This is a genomic window from Agrobacterium deltaense RV3 (assembly GCF_900013505.1).
Taxonomy (GTDB): Bacteria; Pseudomonadota; Alphaproteobacteria; order Rhizobiales; family Rhizobiaceae; genus Agrobacterium; species Agrobacterium leguminum.
Genome location: NZ_LT009746.1, coordinates 229,175 through 247,245, shown reverse-complemented (window position 1 = coordinate 247,245; position 18,071 = coordinate 229,175). Strand labels below are relative to the sequence as shown.

At 60.8% G+C, this 18,071-nt stretch carries 15 protein-coding genes and 1 pseudogene; 6 read left to right on the top strand and 10 right to left on the bottom strand.

What is annotated here, in order from left to right:
* The first annotated feature begins 130 nt into the window (after positions 1-130).
* A complete protein-coding gene (locus AGR7B_RS15545) occupies positions 131-1,966 on the top strand; it encodes an ABC transporter ATP-binding protein (RefSeq protein ID WP_080857248.1) in 1,836 nt (611 codons plus the stop codon).
* Here AGR7B_RS15545 and AGR7B_RS15540 read toward each other — a convergent pair.
* Positions 1,963-2,592 carry a glutathione S-transferase family protein gene (locus AGR7B_RS15540; protein ID WP_080857247.1) on the bottom strand — a complete coding sequence of 210 codons (630 nt, stop codon included), beginning with the start codon at positions 2,590-2,592 and terminating at the stop codon, positions 1,963-1,965. The genes AGR7B_RS15545 and AGR7B_RS15540 overlap by 4 nt on opposite strands.
* 1 nt (position 2,593) lies before the next feature.
* On the bottom strand, positions 2,594-2,959 hold the full coding sequence (locus AGR7B_RS15535) for an ArsR/SmtB family transcription factor (protein ID WP_065655633.1): 366 nt from the start codon (positions 2,957-2,959) through the stop codon (positions 2,594-2,596).
* A gap of 211 nt (positions 2,960-3,170) precedes the next feature.
* Between AGR7B_RS15535 and AGR7B_RS15530 the strand changes: the two genes are divergently transcribed.
* Genes AGR7B_RS15530 through AGR7B_RS15515 form a run of 4 tightly spaced genes read left to right on the top strand, consistent with a single transcriptional unit; the run spans position 3,171 to position 8,023 of the window.
* Complete coding sequence (locus tag AGR7B_RS15530; protein ID WP_080857246.1) at positions 3,171-4,022, top strand: ABC transporter substrate-binding protein; 852 nt, start codon at positions 3,171-3,173, stop codon at positions 4,020-4,022.
* A complete protein-coding gene (locus AGR7B_RS15525) occupies positions 4,019-5,146 on the top strand; it encodes an LLM class flavin-dependent oxidoreductase (RefSeq protein ID WP_080857245.1) in 1,128 nt (375 codons plus the stop codon). The genes AGR7B_RS15530 and AGR7B_RS15525 overlap by 4 nt, the downstream gene beginning before the upstream one ends.
* A 29-nt stretch (positions 5,147-5,175) precedes the next feature.
* Entirely contained in the window at positions 5,176-7,008 is a 1,833-nt protein-coding gene (locus AGR7B_RS15520) for a TRAP transporter large permease (RefSeq protein WP_080857244.1), read from the top strand.
* A 16-nt stretch (positions 7,009-7,024) separates the two neighbouring features.
* A complete protein-coding gene (locus AGR7B_RS15515; RefSeq protein WP_080857243.1) occupies positions 7,025-8,023 on the top strand; it encodes a TRAP transporter substrate-binding protein in 999 nt (332 codons plus the stop codon).
* Positions 8,024-8,092: 69 nt separating this feature from the next.
* On the opposite strand, the gene aztD is transcribed toward AGR7B_RS15515, so the two are convergent.
* Positions 8,093-9,343, bottom strand: a complete 1,251-nt coding sequence (gene aztD / locus AGR7B_RS15510) for a zinc metallochaperone AztD (protein WP_080857242.1) — start codon at positions 9,341-9,343, stop codon at positions 8,093-8,095.
* A gap of 279 nt (positions 9,344-9,622) precedes the next feature.
* The gene (locus tag AGR7B_RS15505) at positions 9,623-11,134 is read right to left on the bottom strand and encodes an aldehyde dehydrogenase (NADP(+)) (RefSeq protein WP_080857241.1); all 1,512 of its coding nucleotides are present in this window, start codon (positions 11,132-11,134) and stop codon (positions 9,623-9,625) included.
* A gap of 244 nt (positions 11,135-11,378) precedes the next feature.
* On the opposite strand from AGR7B_RS15505, the pseudogene AGR7B_RS15500 reads away from it, so the two are divergent.
* Positions 11,379-11,729: pseudogene (locus AGR7B_RS15500) on the top strand (antibiotic resistance protein VanZ); the annotation flags it as partial.
* Between the two features lie 157 nt (positions 11,730-11,886).
* Here the strand turns inward: AGR7B_RS15500 and uxuA are convergent.
* From uxuA to AGR7B_RS15470, 6 genes are all read right to left on the bottom strand, one after another.
* The gene (gene uxuA, locus AGR7B_RS15495; RefSeq protein WP_080857239.1) at positions 11,887-13,095 is read right to left on the bottom strand and encodes a mannonate dehydratase; all 1,209 of its coding nucleotides are present in this window, start codon (positions 13,093-13,095) and stop codon (positions 11,887-11,889) included.
* Between the two features lie 16 nt (positions 13,096-13,111).
* On the bottom strand, positions 13,112-14,158 hold the full coding sequence (locus AGR7B_RS15490) for an L-idonate 5-dehydrogenase (RefSeq protein ID WP_080857238.1): 1,047 nt from the start codon (positions 14,156-14,158) through the stop codon (positions 13,112-13,114).
* A 70-nt stretch (positions 14,159-14,228) separates the two neighbouring features.
* On the bottom strand, positions 14,229-15,635 hold the full coding sequence (locus AGR7B_RS15485; protein ID WP_035220793.1) for a TRAP transporter large permease: 1,407 nt from the start codon (positions 15,633-15,635) through the stop codon (positions 14,229-14,231).
* A gap of 4 nt (positions 15,636-15,639) precedes the next feature.
* A complete protein-coding gene (locus tag AGR7B_RS15480; RefSeq protein ID WP_080857237.1) occupies positions 15,640-16,212 on the bottom strand; it encodes a TRAP transporter small permease in 573 nt (190 codons plus the stop codon).
* 60 nt (positions 16,213-16,272) lie between these two features.
* Positions 16,273-17,247 carry a sialic acid TRAP transporter substrate-binding protein SiaP gene (locus AGR7B_RS15475; protein ID WP_078052583.1) on the bottom strand — a complete coding sequence of 325 codons (975 nt, stop codon included), beginning with the start codon at positions 17,245-17,247 and terminating at the stop codon, positions 16,273-16,275.
* A gap of 62 nt (positions 17,248-17,309) precedes the next feature.
* Positions 17,310-18,026 (bottom strand): FadR/GntR family transcriptional regulator, encoded by a 717-nt coding sequence (locus AGR7B_RS15470; RefSeq protein WP_080857236.1) that lies wholly within the window; start codon positions 18,024-18,026, stop codon positions 17,310-17,312.
* Positions 18,027-18,071 lie beyond the last annotated feature (45 nt).

The following is an 18,071-nucleotide window of genomic DNA, read 5'->3' as shown; positions in this document are numbered from 1 at the left end:
CAAGGGTGCGGTCTATCGCTGGCGTTGCCCCCTCATCCGACCCTTCGGGCCACCTTCTCCCCCTTGGGGAGAAGAAACAGGCGGCGACGCCCTGCCTGAGTTCAAATGAGAAGAAAAGAAGGGAACGATCATGACCATGCCGCAGTCAGCACCGCTCCGTGCCGAAGATGCCGTGCTTTCCGTCCGCAATCTCACCACGTCTTTTCACGTGGATGGCGGCTGGAAACCGGTGGTGCGTGATATTTCCTTTGATGTCGGGCCGGGTGAGACGGTTGCGATCGTCGGTGAAAGCGGTTCCGGCAAAAGCGTTACCTCGCTTTCCATCATGCGGCTGCTGGATCGGGAAAGCAGCAGGGTGCAGGGTGAAATCCTGCTCGGAGGTCGCAACCTGCTCTCCCTTTCTGAAGACGCCATGCGGCGGGTGCGGGGCAATGAGGTCGCCATGATCTTTCAGGAGCCGATGACCAGCCTCAATCCGCTCTTCACCATCGGCGACCAGATTTCCGAGGCCCTGCTGTGCCATCAGCCGATGTCGAAAGCCGATGCGCGGGCAGAGACGATCCGCCTTCTCGAAAAGGTCCGCATCCCGTCTGCCGCCTCGCGCTTCGATGAATATCCGCATCGCTTTTCCGGCGGCATGCGCCAGCGCGTGATGATCGCCATGGCGCTCGCTTCCCGGCCGAAGCTCCTGATCGCCGACGAGCCGACGACGGCGCTTGATGTGACCATTCAGGGCCAGATTCTCGACCTCATCAAGACGCTGCAGGAAGAGGAGGGCACCTCAGTCCTCTTCATCACCCATGACATGGGTGTGGTGGCCGAAATCGCCGACCGCACGGTCGTCATGTATCGCGGCGAGCAGGTGGAAGTCGGTGCGACTGCGGATATCTTCCACCGCGGTAAACATCCCTATACGCGCGCACTTTTGTCCGCCGTTCCGGTTCTGGGGTCGATGAAAGGCGAGGAAAGACCGCTCCGTTTTCCCATCGTCAACACCACCACGGGGGAAACGCAGGAGCCGGCGCGTCCGGCCGATACCGTTGACGCAGCCGCACAGCCCGTGCTCAAGGTGGAGGGACTGACCAAGCGCTTCGATATTCACTCCGGTCTTCTGGGGCGTCTCAGCGGCCGGGTCCATGCGGTGGAAAACGTGTCTTTCGATCTCAGGGCCGGTGAAACATTGTCATTGGTGGGCGAAAGTGGCTGCGGCAAATCCACCACCGGACGCGCCATCATGCGGCTGATCGAGCCGGATGCCGGTTCGGTTGTGGTCAACGGCGAAAACATTCTCGCACTCGACAAGACGGGCATGCGGGACATGCGCAAGACGGTTCAGATGATCTTTCAGGACCCTTTCGCATCGCTCAATCCGCGTATGACGGTGGGTGCCGCGATTGCCGAACCTTTTCTGGAACACCGCATGGGAAGCGCCCGCGAGGCGAAGGATGTGGTGGCGGACATGCTCAAAAAGGTCGGCCTCTCACCGGACATGGCGTCGCGTTACCCGCATGAATTTTCCGGTGGTCAGCGCCAGCGCATCTGCATCGCCCGTGCCTTGGCGCTCCAGCCCAAGGTGATTGTCGCGGATGAAAGCGTTTCGGCGCTGGATGTTTCCATCAAGGCGCAGGTCATCAACCTGATGCTGGATCTGCAACAGAGCCTCGACCTTGCCTTTCTGTTTATCAGCCATGACATGGCGGTGGTGGAGCGCGTCAGCCACCGTGTGGCGGTGATGTATCTCGGCGAGATCGTCGAAATCGGCCCGCGTGCGGCTGTCTTCGACAATCCGCAACATGACTATACCCGCAAGCTGATGGCGGCGGTGCCGGTGCCGGACCCGGATCGCCGCAACACACGGCGAGGTGCTGCGAATGACGAGCTGAAAAGCCCGATCCGCGCCGTTGATTATGCCGTCAAGCCGCGTGAATATCGCGAGGTTTCGTCCGGCCACCTCGTCGCCTGTTAGAGTCCGGGTACGTCCGACGTTGCGAAGGGTACGCGATAACCGCGCTGAAAACTCTCCTGCAGTCCAAGCTGGCGATACCACCGCTGTACCGCCGGAAAATCATCGAGATTGATTTTGTGGCGCGCGAAACGTGAGACCCATGGCCAGATGGCGATATCGGCTATTGAAAAATCGCTGGCCACGAATTCCCGCTCGCTCAAGCGGTCGTTCAATGTCCGGTAAAGCCGCGCCACATCCGCCGCGAAACGTGTCTCGGCAAAGGGGGCGTGTCCGGCATAGTAGGTCAGGAAATAATGGGCATAACCGAGTGTCGGGCCGAAATTGGCGGCCTGCCACATCAGCCATTCTGTGACGACCAGTCGCTCTGTCGCGGAGGCGGGCAGAAGCCGGCCTACCTTTTCGGCGAGATAGATGAGGATCGCGTTCGATTCCGTCAGGACGGTGCCGTTTTCATCGTCGACAATCGCGGGGATTTTCGAGCCGGGATTGATGCGGACGTAATCGGCGGCAAATTGCTCGCCCTTTTCGATGTCGATGGCGTGGCTTCGATAGGGCAGGCCCAGTTCTTCCAGCGCAATCGAGATTTTAAGGCCGTTGGGCGTGATCCAGGTGTAAAGGTCGATCATGCTAGTCGAACATTGCCTCATCCAGCGGCAGTGCCCGTCTGCCTTTCTTGCCGGTCACATCGGAAAGCTCCGTGTAAAGACCGCGCAATGTCAAAACCAGCTGGACGATGCGCGGATCGGTGACACGATAGATCACCGCCTTGCCTTCCCGTGAGCCTTCGATCACACCGGCGTCACGCAATTCGGCAAGCTGCTGCGAAAGCGTGGGTTGCTGGATACCGAGTTCATATTCCAGCGCGGAAACGGAGGCTTCCGTTTCCATTAGATAACAGACGATGGCCAGACGATTGGCGTTGGCGACAAGCTTCAAAAGCTCGCTCGCTTCCACCACGCTGCGGCAGATGAGATTGGAAACCGGTTTCGTCACGACTACAGGCCCATTTTTCAAACTACAAAAAAGTAGATTGTATGGCGAAAAATTTCAATGGCTTGAAGAGCCTCATCTCAGCGCTGTCTGGCATTTTTCAAAATCTACAGGATTGGTAGATTTCTCTTTCGCTTTCCGGACGAGGATCGCCAAAACGTTCCTCGAAAACATTCTATAAAAAAGTAGATTGACTGAGAAATGAGGTGTCGACATGAAAATCGGGGTTCATCCCAACAATCTGCATTTACGTCTCGCCCGGCTCTGGCCCGGCGCCTTTGAAGAATTCGATCCGGAATTCGTGGCCTATCGTGAAGGCCGCGATACGGCAGCTCTTCTGGAAAAGGGCGACATCCATTTCGGCGGCACCGGCTCGACACCGCCCATTGAGGCGGATGCGCGCGGGCTTTCGGCGGTCTATATCGCTGCTTCCGCGCCGAGGCCCGCCAATGGCGCAATCCTCGTGCGGCGCGATAGCCCGATCCGCTCAGCCGCTGATCTCTCGGGAAAGCGCATTTCGCTGATCGATGGATCGTTTCACACCTATCTTCTGGCGCGCAGTCTGGAAGGCGCGGGGCTTGGCCTTGCGGATGTGATCCGTATTGAAAGCGGCGACAGCGATAGCCTGCGCGATCTCGTGGAAGGCCGTGTCGATGCCTGGGTGACGATGTCGCCGCGGCTGGAAAAGGCTCTGACCCATGAGGAGATCAACCTTCTTGTCCGTTGCGGCTCCACCATTCCCAACCGTTCGCTATTCTGGACGCTTGCGCGCCACAACATAGCGGGCGAGACAGGGCAGGCAATTGCGGCCGAACTGGATCGCGTCGGCCGGGCCGTGATGGCGGATATCGACAAAGCCGCTGCCCTTCTCGCCGCCGAAACGGGCAGCGAAGGTGATGCACAGTCCTGGGCCAAGGTGCTGAGGTCGCGAGACCTTTCCGTCGTGGCCGCTGCCGAAAATATCCTTGCCGAACAGCAGGAGGAGGCCGATACGCTTTACAGGCACGGTCATTTCTATTTACCGGTTCTGACCGGGCAATCAGCCAGCACGGGAGGCGGCAGATGAATGTTTTCTGGTACATGTGCGCACCCGATGGTGCCTATCCCTGGCAGCCGGAAGGGTCCCGCAAGGTCGATCTCGGTTATTACAAACAGCTGGCGCTCGCTTACGACCAGCTGGGTTACACCGGTGCGCTGTTTGCCACCGGCGCGCATGATGTCTGGGTTCTGGCGGGCGCGCTGCTTTCCTATACCGAGCGGCTGAAGTTTCTGGTCGCCATTCATCCGGGCCTTGTCGCGCCGACGCTGCTCGCCAAGATGGCGGCGACGCTTCAGGAGTTTTCACGCGGCCGCCTGCTGATAAATGTCGTCTCGGGCGATGCGAAGATGCTCGGCGCTTACGGCATGACCATGCCGCATGACGAGCGCTACGATATGGCGGATGAATATCTGCAGATATGGCACCGGCTTTTTGCCGGCGAAACGGTCGATTTCAAGGGCCGGCATTTCCAGACGGAGGGCGCAAAGCTCGCCCTCCCGGTCGGGCAGGGCATCGAGCCGCCGCCTTTGTGGTTCGGCGGTTCCTCGGACAAGGCCATCGACGTCGCGGCCAAACATGTCGAGACCTATCTTTCCTGGGGGGAAACCCCGAATCAGATCGGCGCGAAGGTCGATCTGGTCAAGGCCCGCGCGGAAAAGCTCGGTCGCGAACTGGAATACGGCATTCGCCTTTATGTCATCGTGCGCGATACGGATGAAGAGGCATGGGCCGCCGCCGCTGATCTCTACGGGCGCATGGATGAGCGTGCCATTGCCGCCAACCAGCGTTTCGTCGGCAAGACCGATTCCGTCGGCCAGCAGCGAATGACGGCGATGCACGGCGGACAGAAACCGGAGAACCTGCGCGATCTTGAAATCGCGCCCAACCTCTGGGCCGGCATTGGCCTTGTGCGGCCGGGCCCGGGAACCGCGATTGTCGGTTCGCCGGATACTGTCATCCGCACGCTGGAGGCCTATAAGAAGGCGGGCGTGAATACCTTCATCCTTTCCGGCATGCCATTGCTGGAAGAGGCGTTCCGCTTCGGCGAAAAGGTTCTGCCGCGGCTCGACGTATCGCGTGAGGTCTCGGCGGCAAAACAATTCACGTGGTCGACTTTGTTCGACCGCGATCTCTCGGCCAAGGCCTCCTGAGCATGGCTTTGGGAGTGGAGAAGAAACCCATGACGGTAAGTCCGGCAACGACAATCGCACAAAGACGCATCGGCCCGCAACGCGTGGCCGAGCGGGTGCTCGCCGTTCTGGACACGGTGCTCGGCGCGGTCGCGGCAGCAATCCTTGCGGCGCTGCTCGTGGTGGTGCTGGTCAATGTCACGCTGCGTTATCTGTTTCACACAGGCTTCATCGGCGCGGAAGACCTCGGCATCTGGCTGCATGTGGCCATGATCGCTGTCGGTGCGCCGCTCAGTCTCAAAAGTGCGCTCGCCATGCGGCTCGATGTCTTCGTGCGGTTCCTTCCGCAACGATTTCACGCGGCGACCGAAGTTCTGGCCGATGCCTTCTCCTTTATCGCAGCACTTATCCTCGCTTTCGGCGGGGTGGAGATCGCAGCGATGCTCGGCGGCACATCTCCGACGCTTGGTCTGCCGGAATGGGTGCGTTTCGGCTTTCTCGGCGCGGGCGGCGCGCTTATCCTTCTCTATCTGGCGCTTCAGCGTGTCAGTGAGGGCAAGGCGCTTGCCGTTCTCGCATCTCTCGCCATCGCCATTGTGGCCTATGTCGGCCTGCCGGAAGTTTTTGTCGATACGAACCTGCCGCCGAGCCTGTTTCTGGCGCTGACGGCGGCCGTGGGGCTGGTGCTCGCTGCGCCGCTTGCCCATGCCTTCCTTGCCGCCGCTTATGTGGCGATTGCCTTCGGCAGCACCTTGCCGGAGCCGGCCATCGTTTCGTCAACCGTGACCGGCATGTCGAAATTCCTGCTGCTCGCCATTCCCTTCTTCCTGCTGGCCGGAAGCCTGCTGACGGAATCTGGCGTCGCCAACCAGCTGGTCCGTTTCGCTGCCTCCATGGTCGGGCACCGACGGGCAGGGCTGGCGCAGACGACGCTTCTGACCAGCGTGCTGTTTTCCGGCGCATCCGGCTCTTCGGTCGCCAATGCCGCCTTCGGCGCTTCCACCTTCCAGCCGGAACTGGTGAAGCACGGCTATCCGCCGGCGCAGGCGGGCGCGATCATTGCCGCCACCTCGGTGCTGGACAATGTCATTCCGCCTTCCATCGCCTTTCTCATCCTCGCAACGGCCACCAACCTGTCGGTCGGCTCGTTGCTGGTTGGCGGCTTCTTCGCGGGTGGGCTTATGGCAATCTGCCTTGCGGTGGCGATCCATCTCAGCGTGCGCAGCGTCGATACCCTGCCGCGCGCGACAGGCAGCGAACGGTGGCGTTCGGCCGTGGCTGCGATACCTGCCTTCGGGCTTGGCGTCATCGTGGTGGTCGGCATCCGCATCGGCGTCGTCACCACGACGGAAGCTGCGGCCCTTGCCGCCCTTTATACGCTGTTTCTCGGTTTCGGTTACCGGCTGGGCGCGGGCCGCATTTTCGCGACCTTCCGCCAGTCGGCGGGTGAGGCGGCGGCCATCGGTCTTCTGATCGGCACGGCGGGGCCTTTCGCCTTCCTGCTGGCGGTGGACAATGTCTCCGGCCTCGTCACCGATTTTGTGACGCTTCTGGGCGGCAGCAAGATTGCGGTGCTCCTGCTCTCCAACCTCATCCTGCTCGTGGTCGGTCTGGTGCTGGATATTGGTGCTGCCATACTGCTTTTCGGGCCGATCCTGCTGCCCGCAGCCGTGGCAGCCGGCATTGATCCCATCCATTTCGGCGTCATTCTCGTGGTCAATCTGATGATCCACGGCCTGACGCCACCGCTCGGCATGCTGATCTTCGTGGTCAGCGGCGTCACCCGCATTCCGGCGACAGCACTTTTCCGGGCCGTCGTTCCTTATCTCGTCTCGCTTCTCGTTTCCCTCGCCATTTTGTGCGCCTGGGCCATTTTCTTCTAAATTTGGGGTTTCAATCATGACTATTATCGATCGCCGCAATCTCCTCAAACTCTCCGCCATCGGCTTCACAACGCTTGCCGCACCCGCCTTCGTGCGGACGGCACATGCCAGAACCCGCAGCCTCACCGTCGCGTCGCTTTTTGCCGACGACAAGCCGGAAACGAAAATCTGGGTGAAGATCAGCGAGTTGGTGGAGGCGAAGCTGCCCGGCCGTTTCCGTTTCAACATCGTCAAGAGCGGTGCGCTGGGCGGCGAAAAGGAAGTAGCGGAAAACATTCGTCTGGGATCGGTTCAGGCGAGCCTTTCCACCGTCTCTTCGCTCTCCGGCTGGGTACCGGAATTGCAGATCCTCGATCTGCCCTTCCTGTTCCGCGATGCCGAGCATGTGCGCAAGGTTGTTACGGGCGAGACTGGCACTGATCTGAAGACGAAGCTCGCCGCCCAGCAATTCATCGCCGCCGATTTCATCAATTACGGCGCACGCCATCTTCTGACCAAGGAGCCGGTTACCCGACCGGAGCAGCTGGAAGGCAAGAAGATCCGCGTTATCCAGAGCCCGCTGCACACCAAGCTCTGGAGCGCCTTCGGCACCACCCCGGTCGGTATTCCGATCACCGAGACCTATAATGCGCTGGCAACCGGCGTGGCTGATGCCATGGATCTCACCAAGTCCGCTTATGCCGGCTTCAAGCTTTACGAGGTCGTGCCCTATCTGACGGAAACCGGCCACATCTGGGCTTCAGGCGTCGTCTATTACGGTGCGACCTTCTGGAACCAGCTGGACGACGAAGAGAAGAAGGTTCTCCTGGAAGCATCGAGCGAAGGCGCGCAATATTTCAACCAGCTGATCGTCGAGGACGAAGTGAAGTCCGTCGAGCTTGCGCTTTCGAAGGGCGGCAAGGTGCTGCAGCCGGAAGCGCTGGATGAATGGCGCAAGGGCGCGCAGGGCGTCTGGCAGGATTTCTCAGGCATTGTCGGCGGCATCGACAAGATACAGGCTGTGCAGTCGGCCTGATAATACGGCCCATCAAAATCAGGAAACCCCGTGTGTCCTTCAGGCGCACGGGGTTTCTTTTGTTGGATATCAGTGCGAAGCGCCGGAGCCGCCAACGGCAACGATGGAATAGGGCTGACCTGCCACCGCAAGCGTGCGGGTTTCCGTCAGACTTTCCGCATCCACCACGCGGATCAGGGAATGGCGCGGATCGGAGATCGCGACCTGCCCATCGGCAACAGCGAGACGTGGGCGCGGATCGCGCCAGTGGCCGTCCTTGCTGTAGGGTTCGGTCACCTTCGCCTTGCGGGTGATGGCGCCTTCCAGCACGTCAAGCACATGCAGGTCGCCGTCTTCCGTCAGGATGTAGGCGTTGCGCGGATTGGCGGGATCGAGAATGAAATCGACGCGCCGGGTCGGCAGTTCCACCAGACGGAAGGAGTCCTTGCTGTCAGGGTCGATCAGGACGACCTTGTCCTCACCATAATTGCCGAGGAAGAACTGCATGGATTTGCCGCCCAGCAGCGTGCCGGTATAGGCTTTCGGGAAATCTTCCGGATAGGGCAGCATTTCAAGCTTGGGACCATCGGTGCCGCCGGGGCGGGCAACGAGAATGCCTTCCTTGCAGCCAAAAGCGACAAGCCGCGCGGATGTTGCCTCGCCATGCAGATCGGTGCATGCCGCCTGTTCGCCGACCTGCTTGCCCTCCCTGTCGAGAACACGCAGCCCGATGCGTGGCGGCAGCGTATCGGGTTTCGTTTCGACCTCGGTATTCGGTACGGAAACCAGAACGTAACGGCCCATGGTCACCGCCACGCCGTGATGCGGGGCGGTCGTATCGACGGTGCGGACCTTGGCCTTGCCGTCCAGCAGGGCTGCTTCATCGATGATCTCTGCCTTGCCGCCACGGTCATAAAAAAGAATGGCATGGTCATCATGCGGCACGACGTGGAAAGGGCGCTTGCCTTCGAAGGTGACGGGCAAAAGCGCCGCATCTTCCACATCCAGATCGCGATGCTCGCCATGATCGGAGAAAACGATGCCGGTCTTGATCACATGCACCATGTCGGCATCCGATTGCGTCGCGAAGACCGTCTTGCCGGAGGCGCTGGCGGTCAGCGCCGCATAGCCCTTGAGGTCGTAGCGTCCGAGTTCCTTGCCGGTTTCGAAATTGATTGCGCGCACCACGGGCTGGCTGTGATCGGCGACGAACAGCCGCCATTCCTTGACGGTGTCGCCGCTTTCTTCCGCCTGCGCCACGCCAGAGGCGAGCGGCAGGGTGAGGGCAAGGCACGTGGCAAGCGCGCTCATGCCAAGGTGCTGTTGAAGGGAAAATCTCATGGTGTTCCTTCCAGGCGTTATCATCCCCGTGCGGATACGAACCGGTATCGGTTCTGAAGGACGATTGTAATGTTATTACGTTACGAGATTGCGTATTAGCATTACGTGCGGGGGCGATGTCAACCGATGCCGACGTCTTGGTACGGAAAAATCTGGATGGGGACCGTGAGGCGGGAGAAGGGGAGGCGGTTGACGCTTCAGCGTCAGGCCGTATTTCCCGAAGGGCGGTAAAGCCGAATAAAAAGGGCAGGTGCAGCGCTGCGCCTGCCCCGATCAGTTTTAGCGGATATCGTCAGGCAGAACATCCGAAGGAATGTTCTGGTAGGAAACCGGGCGCATGAAGCGGCGGATCGACATCGTGCCAACAGAGGTTGCGCCGAAGTTCGTCGATGCCGGGTAAGGGCCGCCATGCACCATGGCTTCGGAGACTTCCACGCCGGTTGGGAAACCGTTGGCGAGAACGCGGCCGGCCTTGCGCTCGAGGATCGGCAGCAGCTTGCGACCAAGTTCGGCGTCGCCGGCATCAAGATGCATGGTTGCCGTCAGCTGGCCTTCGAAGCTCTTGGCAACTTCCAGCATTTCCTCGGTGCTATCAACCGTCACGATCAGGCCGAGGGGTCCGAAGACTTCTTCTGAGAGCGCATGGTTGGCAACCCAGTCCTTGCCCGAAACGCGGAACAGGTAAGGCGTTGCATTGCGCAGGTTGCAGGTGGTGGTGAGAACATCGCGCACGCCGTTGCCGGCAGCGATACGGTCACGGCCGTCCCGATAGGCAGCGGCGATGCCGTCGGTCAGCATGACCTGCGGACCGACTTCCGAAAGGGCCGCACGTGCGGTTTCAGCGACCGCATCCGCCTGCTCGGAGAGGATGACGGCGATGCCGGGGTTGGTGCAGAACTGGCCAGCACCCATGGTGAGCGAACCCGCCCAGCCCTTGGCGATGGCTTCGCCACGGGCGGAAACCGCTTCCGGCAGCAGGAACATCGGGTTGACGGACCCCAGTTCGCCGAAGAAGGGGATCGGCTCGGGGCGCTGGGCGCAGAGATCGAACAGCGCGCGGCCGCCGGCGAGCGAACCGGTGAAACCGACCGCCTTGATGCGCGGATGCTGCACGAGCGCGGAACCGACATCGCGGCGGCCGCCCTGGATCAGCGAGAAGACGCCGGGATGCAGATTGTGCTTCTTGACGGCGGCGAGAACGGCTTCGGCAACGATTTCGCCGGTGCCGGGATGGGCGGAATGGCCTTTGACGACGACCGGGCAGCCGGCTGCCAGAGCGGCAGCGGTATCACCGCCGGCCGTGGAGAAGGCGAGCGGGAAGTTGGAGGCGCCGAAGACCGCGACGGGGCCGATCGGACGCTGCATCAGGCGGATATCCGGGCGCGGCAGCGGCTGGCGGTCCGGCAGCGCCTCGTCATGGCGGCGGTCGAGATAGTCACCCTTGCGGATATGCGAGGCGAAAAGGCGCAGCTGGCCAACGGTGCGGCCGCGTTCGCCCTGCAGGCGTCCTGCGGGCAGGCCGGTTTCGGACGAGCCGATTTCGGTGATGGCGTCCGCGCGGGCTTCGATCTCATCGGCGATGGTGTCGAGGAATGCGGCGCGCTCCTCGCGGGTGGTGTAACCGTAGCTCCAGAAGGCTTCTTCGGCAGCTTCACAGGCCGCATTCACCAGATCGACGGTGCCGACCGAAAAATCGAAAGCTTCGCCATGTGCAGGCTCGCTGCGGAATTTAGCTTCCGTTGCGACCCATTCTCCTGCAACCAGATGTTTGCCGTGCGGCTTGAAACTCATTGTGCTCTTCCCTGAAAATCTGATCCTGTGTGGAAAATCCACCCGACACCGTGACGTTGCACCGAAAGGCGACAGCGAATACGCCATCAGCCGCGATCCTCGCCCGGTTGCCTTCTGCCTTAGCCCGTGTGGGGCCTGAGCGAAAGCCGGTTTTTCAACTATCTGACCGAAAAGTGTGATTAATTGGGCAAGGCGTGAAAAAGACCCGCTTCCGTTTACGCGCACGGCGCTCTATTGTGACGCCATGATGACAAATAGACTCCCGAAATATGTCGCCTGGTCGGTTTTTCTGCTGATCGTGATCGTTACAGTTTGCCCTATCGGCTTTCGTCCGCAAACGCTGACGACGGTGGGCCTGGACCGCGCCGCGGCCTTCGCCTTCTGCTCGGCCGCCTTCGTGCTCGCCTATCCGCGTTACTGGCTGGCGATCATCGTGGCAGGCATTGCGGCGGCTTTCGGCATCGAGGCGCTGCAATTCCTGTCGCCCACCCGTCATCCGCATTTGATGGACGCCGCCGTGAAAGCCGCCGGCGTCGTCGCCGGTGGGCTCGGGGCTTTTTCTTGGCTTCAGTTCAAGGCGCGATTGACCGCAGGTTCTCTCATCCGTCATTCCGGCCTTGAGCCGGAATCCAGCCAGCCCAAGTCCTTGGGCTGAAAGGAGTCTTTTCGCCGCGCGGACGCGCGTCGGCTGGATTCCGGCTCGAGGCCGGAATGACGGATAGAAAGCCGATCAAACGCGGCCGCGCTTTCGCTTAGCGATCACCCTTCGCCAGCCCGAAACGGCTGTGCGATAACGTGCGTTCGATGCCACGCAGCTCAGCCAACCCCTTCAGCCGGCCGATGGCGGGATAACCGGGTTGTGCGCCGCGCGTCAGGTCGTCGAGGATTTCCTGGCCGTGATCGGGCCGCATGGGAATGGTGTGGTCTTCACGGCCCTCCGCCCGGCGGCGCGCCTCTTCGGTGAGGAGTGCGGCGATGACCGCGACCATGTCGGTTCCGCCTTCCAGATGCTCGTCCTCGAAGAAAGAGCAGGGCACGGTGTCGGTGTCGCGCGTCACATTGCGCAGATGTACGAAATGAATGCGATCTGCAAAACGGCTGGCGATGAAGGGCAGGTCATTGTCCGCCCGCGCGCCCAGCGAACCTGTGCAGAGCGTCACGCCATTGGCGCGGCTATCGACCTTTGAGAGCATATGGGCGTAGTCGGCTTCGGTGGAGAGAATCCGCGGCAGGCCGAGCAGCGGCCATGGCGGATCGTCGCCATGGGCGCAGATGTTGATACCCACCTCTTCGGCAACCGGCGTCACCTCGCAGAGGAAGTCGATAAGGTTCTGTTGCAGCCTTTCGCGGTTGATGCCGTGATAGGACCGCAGTTTTTCCAGAAGCTGGGCAAGTGTGTAACCATCCGCCGAACCGGGCAGACCCGCGCCGATATTGCGCCCGAGGGCGGCGATTTTCGTGTCCGGCATGTCGGCGAAGCGTTTTGCCGCTTCCTCCGCCAGCCAGTCCGGATAATCGGCCTTGGCATCCGGACGTTTCAGGATGTGGATGTCGAAGGCGGCGAAATCGGGAAGGTCGAAACGCATCGCCTTTGCGCCGTGTCTGGTTTCCCAGCGCAGGTCTGTGCGGGTCCAGTCCAGCACAGGCATAAAATTATAGCAGACGGTGCGGATGCCGGAGGCGGAGAGGCGGCGCAGCGTTTCCTGCCAGTTGGTTATATGGGTTTTCCAGTCACCGGTCTGGGTCTTGATATCCTCGGAGACCGGCACGCTTTCAACCACGTCCCAATAAAGACCGCCGGCTTTGATGGCTTCATGCCGTTTGGCGATTTCGTCCACCGGCCAGACATCGCCGGTGGCGATGTGATGCAGCGCGCTGACGATGCCTTCCGCGCCCGCCTGAGCCGCATCCTGAACCGTGACCTTGTCGACCGGGCCGAACCAGCGCCATGTATGTCTCATCTTAAATCCTCAAATATCAGTCTGCGGAAAATGTCAGCTGCACCTTGCAGGCGGCAGAGCGGTCTCCGGCCTGTTCGAATGCGGCTTTCGCCTCGCCAAGCGGGAAGCTGTGGGAAATGATCGGCCGCACATCGATCCTGCGGCTGGAGATCAACCCGGCGGCAATGGCGAATTCGTCGTGGAAACGCTGTGAGCCGCGCCAGAGGATTTCCTTGCCCACCAGCGCGTTGAGCGGAATGGTGATGTCGCCGGTGACGCCCACCTGCACGATGGTGCCCCGCGGGCGCACGCAGGCAAAGGCGGCGCGAAGCGCTGGACCGGCGGCAGAGCAATCGAAAATGACGTCGAAATAACCCTTATTGTCCTGATAGGGGATGAGCGCCTCGGCGTCTTTCGCGACATTGATGGTGCGGTCGGCACCCATGGCGGGGGCGCGTTCAAGTGCGGCATCGGTAAGGTCGGTGGCGACGATGATGCTTGCTCCGGCGTGGCGGGCGGCGGCAATGGTCAGGAGGCCGATGGGGCCTGCGCCGGTCACCAGCACCTTTGCACCTGCCAGAGCGCCGGCCTGGGCCACGGCATGCAGGCACACCGCGAGCGGCTCGGTGCAGGCGGCTTCAGCCGGTGAGGTATCCTCTGAAAATCTCGCGCATTGTTTGGCGGGAACCACCAGCCGGTCGCGGAACATGCCCTGTTCATGCGGCAGGCGCATGGCGCTGCCCATGAAGCGCATTTCAAGGCAATGGATCGGCTGGTCCTTCAGGCAGAAATGGCAATGGCCGCAGGGCCGAGACGGATTGACGGCGACAAGCTGGCCGATGGCAAGCTCGCTGACACCCTCTCCCAGCGCCTGCACATGGCCGGATGCCTCATGTCCGCAGATGATCGGCTCGCGCACCCGGACCGGACCGAAGCCGCCATCCTGATAATAATGCAGATCGGAGCCGCAGATGCCGCCCGCCGCCATGGCGAGCAGCACTTCGCCAGGCCCTGGCTCGATGAGGTCCTGCGTTTCGACGCGAATGTCCCTCTGGCCGTATAGACGTGCCACGCGTGTCTGCATGACGATGCCCTCATATGTGTATGGGAGGAAGAAGCCCGCGCGGGAAACCGCGCGGGCGATGATATTGGCGTTAGCGGATCAGGCCCATTTCGGTCGGCAGCCACAGCGTGATGGCCGGAACGAAGGTGATCAGCAGCAGCGCCACGAACAACGGCACCAGCCAGGGCAGAATAGCCATGGTCGTGCGTTCGACGGAGAGTTTCGCCACGCGCGAGAGCACGAACAGCACCATGCCGAGCGGCGGATGCAACAGGCCTATCATCAAGTTGAGCGTGATGATGAGACCGAAATGCACCGGATCGATATTGAACTGCAGCACCAGCGGCAGCAGGATCGGCACGAGGATGGTGATGGCCGCAATCGTATCGAGGAAGCAGCCGACGAACAGCATCAGGAGATTGACCAGCACGAGGAAAATCCACTTGCTGTCGGTGATCGTCAGGATCGCCGCCGACAGAAGCTGCGCCGCCTGGCTGACCGTCAGCAGCCATGCGAAGACTGAGGCCGCCGCGACGATGAAGAGCACCGAAGCGGTCGTCTCAATCGTGTCGAAGGTCGATTTCGCCAGCGTTTTGAAGGTCATCGTCCGGTAACGGACAAGCCCGAGGAACAACGACCAGAGGACGGCCGCAACGGCGGCTTCCGTCGGTGTGAACCAGCCCATGGTCATGCCGCCGATCAGGATGACAGGCGTCATCAGCGCCATCACGGCCGAGAAGTCGAAATACCAGTCACAGGCCAGCAATATCACCAGCACGATCAGGATCGACAGGTTGAGCGACAGGCCAAACGCCGTGAGGATATAGATGCCGAGCGGCACCATCATCACCACGAAGACTTCGATCGATGCGCCGAAAATGGTTCTGAGGCTGAAGGGCGTATCGGAGCCCCAGCCCTTGATATAGGCGAAGACCGCAACCGTGATCATCATCAGAAGCGTCATCACGACGCCCGGAACGATGCCGGCCATGAACAGCGCGCCGATGGAGACATTCGCCATCATGCCATAGATGACGAAGGGCAGCGACGGCGGGAAGATCGGGCCGAGCGTTGCGGAGGCGGCGGTGACGCCGACGGCCGCTTCGACCGGATAACCGTGATCCTTCATAGCCTTGATTTCGATGGTGCCGATACCGGCCGCATCGGCAAGCGCGGTGCCGGACATGCCGGAAAAGATCACCGAGCCGATGATGTTGACCTGTGCAAGGCCGCCCTTCATCCAGCCGACGAGTGCGACGGCGAAGGAATAGATGCGTCCCGTTACCCCCGCCGTGTTCATGAGGTTGCCGGCAAGGATGAAGAAGGGAACGGCCAGAAGCGGGAAGCTTTCCACACCCGCGATCAGGCGCTGCGCCGCGATGATATCAGGCGCGACATTGTAGAAGACGATATAGAGCAGCGAGGCCGAGGCCATCGAGATGGCGACGGGCAGGCCGATCAGCATCAGGAGAAGAAAGGAGCCGATAAGAAGCAGCATGTGATCAATCCCCCGCGCTCTGGAATTCTTCGGGCCGTTCCAGAACGGAGTAGCCGCGCTGCATATTGGCGATGAAGACCTGCACCGAGCGGAAGAACATCAGAACGAAAGCGGCCAGAACCGTGTAGAAAACGATGTTGCGCGGCAGCGCCACGGTGACCATTTCCTCATCGGCGACGATTTCCAGATAGCGCCACATCAGCCATGAGGTGTAGGCGAAGAAGAGGATGCGCAGCGCATCGACAAGGATCGACATGGCGCGGGCCACCTGTGGCGGCACATAGTGATAAAGCACATCCACCTGGATGTGGCGCGACATGCGCACGCACATGACAGAACCCAAAAAGACGACGCCGATCAGGCAGTTGACGGCGATTTCTTCCGTCCAGGCGTAGCTGTCGTTGAGCACGTAGCGGGTGAAGAATTGAAGGAACACGCAGCCCGTCATCAGCCAGAAGAGGCCAAGCGTGACCCAGTCTTCGAATGAATAGACCTTGAGATCGACCTCCGGCGGCGCCTCGTCGAACGTATGGGCGAGTTCCTCAGGCGTGACCTGAGTATGGATTTCCTGCGACATTGAGATATCCCGTCTGGAGAGAAAGGGCGGTGCGGCAACGGGGCCGCACCGGATCTTGGCTCACTTGACGGCGCGAATGGCTTCCCAGTCGGCCTTGTCGTAACCGAAGTCCTCGAACTTCACTTTTTCGAGGACGTTCTTCTCGAAGTCGGCCTTGTCCACCTCGGCGACGGTGAGACCGCGTTTCTTGAAGTCTTCGACGAGGCTCTTTTCGCGGCTTTCGATGGTCTTGGTGGTGCGCTCGGCAGCCTGCTGCATGACTTCGGTGAAGATTTTCTTGTCTTCATCGGAGAGCTGCGACCACAGGTTCTTCGAAATCACCGTGTTGAGGTGGTCGACGATATGGCCGGTCAGGACGATGTTCTTCTGCACTTCGAAGAACTTCTTCGCCTCGATGGTGGTCAGCGGGTTTTCCTGCGCATCGACGGTGCCGTTCTGGAGCGCCAGATAGACTTCCGCAAAGGCAATCGGGGTGGTGTTGGCGCCGCAGGCACGCGGCATGGCGAGATAGGCCGGAACGTCGGGAACGCGCATCTTCAGCCCCGCCATGTCGGCGCAGGCGGCAATCGGCTTGTTCGATGTGGTGTGACGCGTGCCGTAATAGCTGACGGCGGCGATGTGGTTGCCGGTCTTGTCTTCATAACCCTTGGCGAGCCGCTTGAAGATATCGCTCTTGGTGTAGGCGATCAGATGGCTCGGGTCGCGAAAGATATAGGGGAAGTAGGTGACGCCGATCGGCTTGAAGTCACGCGCGGCAAAGCTGGAGCCGGAAATGATGATATCGACGGTGCCGATTTTCAGGCCCTGATTGATATCGGCTTCCTTGCCGAGCTGCGAAGCCGGAAAGACATCGATCTTGTAGCGGCCTTCGGTGCGCTTGGCGATCTCTTCCGCAGCCCAGACCGAATCGGTGTGGAACGGTTCGGAGGTCTCGTAGACATGCGCCCATTTCAGCGTGGTCTGCGCCTGCGCCGCGAGCGCGGAAAGCAGGATGGCGGCTGTTGCGCCCATCAAAGTCGACAATCTGATTTTCATTCTTAACTCCTCCCGAATTAAAGCCAGATTTCTCATTTTTCCCGTCGCCGGTTGCGGCGCGGTCACTCTTCTCCGATCGTTTCCTCCCCGAAACTTTCGGAAAATCTCTTTTGCGACAGCGTCAGATGCTGCCGCATCGCCTCTCGCGCGCCTTCCGGGTCGTTAGCGGCAATGGCGTCGCGGATTGCGCGGTGTTCCTGAACGGCAAGGTTCCAGGTGTGCGGCCCCTCGAAATAGCTGGCGAGCTTTTCGAAAAAGGGCGACAGGCTGCGCTCGTCATAGATCAGGCCGGTAAAGCGGTTGAGCGCCGAGTTGCCGATGATGTCGGCGATGGCGGTGTGAAAGGCCCGGTCGAGATTGAGTGCCTGCGGTGAATTGTCTAGTGCGCCGGCCATGCGCTCGATGATGTCATCAAGTTTGACGATGCATTCCGGCGTGGCGAGCCGTGCGGCTTCCTCTGCGATCGCGCTTTCGATGATGCAACGCGCCTGCAGGATTTCGAAAGGCCCATGCGCATCCGGCACTGTTGGCTTTTCTTTCCCCTGTTTGCCGGTTGCGTTTACATAGACGCCCGAACCCATGCGAATATGGATATGGCCTTCCACTTCAAGAACGATAAGCGCTTCCCGCACCGTGGGGCGTGATACGCCGAAGCGTTCCGCAAGGTCGCGTTCCGCCGGCAGGCGCTGACCGTCCGTCAGTTCCCCGCTTTCGATGAGCAAGCGAATTTGTTCCGCAACCAGCCGGTAAAGGCGGCGCGGCTCCAGAGCCACAAACATGATATCCTCCCAGCGCGAAAGTCTCCCCCAATCGCGCAAGCGGTA